Genomic DNA, 1,537 nt, shown 5'->3' on the forward strand with positions numbered 1-1,537 from the left:
GTCGCTGCCGTGTCGGCCACGCAGGAGCGCCCGCAGGGGCTGGGGCAGATCGGCTCCTGGACGACCGAGGTGGTGCTCCCGGTGTCCGGCACGCTCACCACCCCCGGCAAGAACAGCCCCCGTGCCGACGCGGTCCTCACCGCGCCGGAGGCCGGGGTGCCGGTGATGTTCGTGGAGGTCGACAACGGCACCGAAAGCCCGGTCGTCCTGGCCCACAAGACCGACCGCTACCGCGAGTTCCTCCGCCGCACCGTCAAGCCCCCCACTCTCTCACCGAACCACTACGCCCGGCCGGCGGAGAAGCCGATCCCGATGTGGGAGACCCTGTACGGCCCCTTGGGACGCAAGGGGTATCCGCCGCTGGCGATCGTGTTCACCAAGCAGGTCGGGCCCACCGCGATGAACAACCGCATCGACCGCGTCATGCGTCTGACCGAAGACCACTGGGCCGGCGAATACCAGGACCGCTCCATCAGCTACGGCGCTGACGAACGGGACGGCTATACGGTCTACGCGGACGCCGTGCCGATCCTGGTCACCACCCTTGACCGGCTGCGCGAGCACGGGCCCCTGGGCCCAGTCTGGTTCCGCTTCGGCCACCCCACCTGGCAGACCCTCCCCGACGCCCTCGACAACCCCGACGACGAGCGCGCCTACAGGCGCCGCCAATGCCAACGCGACCAACTCCGCCAGCAGCAGCTCAAGCAGGAAGAGGAGCAGCGGGACCGTGAGCTCAGGGAAGCGAAGGAGCGCTGGGCGGCCCAAGGGGCCGCCGCAGAGGCCGCTAAGGAGCCCGACCCGGTGTGCCAGAGATGCGACGGACCGCTGGAGAGCAGCCCAGCCGAGTACGACCCGCTGGAAGAGGAAGCGCCGCCGACCGACGGACAGCACTGCGCGAGTTGCCGCATCCAACTGGCCGAGCCCACCGGCCGCCTCGGCCGCATGATCCGCCGCCTGGTGAACGGAGACGAGCACTACCCCCGCTAGTAGTGGCCTGCCCAGGCGCGACGCTGGACAGTGCCGGATACCCCGATGCTTACCCCGGTCCGTGAACTGCGGTAATGGGACGTGGTGAGGCGGGTGGTAAGCAGACGGCCAGATGGCTACGCGGACCGACGCCTTGGCCCGCCCGGCTTCGACCTTTGCCCGGCGCGTCGCGCGTTCTAGCCGATCTTGCTCCGCTGGCCCCAGCGGGCTCTTCCACTTGCTGATCAAGGCCAGGCGCTGGTCGCTTGTCAACTGCCGTGCCATGCAGTCCTCCGCTGCGCCGATGCGTACGTCGACATCAGCTTAGGGGCAGGAGCCGACAACTCCTCCCATAACGAAAGAATCTGCTGATAGCATGAGGCTCCGGGCTGTCGACGTTGCCCAGAGCGTCTCTCTGCTTGCGGATGTTCGGCCGGTTCAACGACCTGCCGGTGGTCATTTCACGCCCAGTCCATGCCGAGCTCCCGCAGCGCGTCCCGCTCGGGGGTGAGCTTGTTCCGCCTCGAATTGTTGTTGCTGCTCAGTGGGGTGCCGACGAGGAACAGGCCGC

Annotated in this window: 1 protein-coding gene; it reads left to right on the forward strand. The window is 68.3% G+C overall.

The annotated features are described in order from the left end of the window. On the forward strand, positions 1 to 987 hold a 987-nt coding region (locus AB0I10_RS41130; RefSeq protein WP_363157850.1), incomplete at its 5' end, for a replication-relaxation family protein. Positions 988 to 1,537 lie beyond the last annotated feature (550 nt).

The organism is Streptomyces sp. NPDC050636, from assembly GCF_040654775.1.
GTDB lineage: Bacteria > Actinomycetota > Actinomycetes > Streptomycetales > Streptomycetaceae > Streptomyces.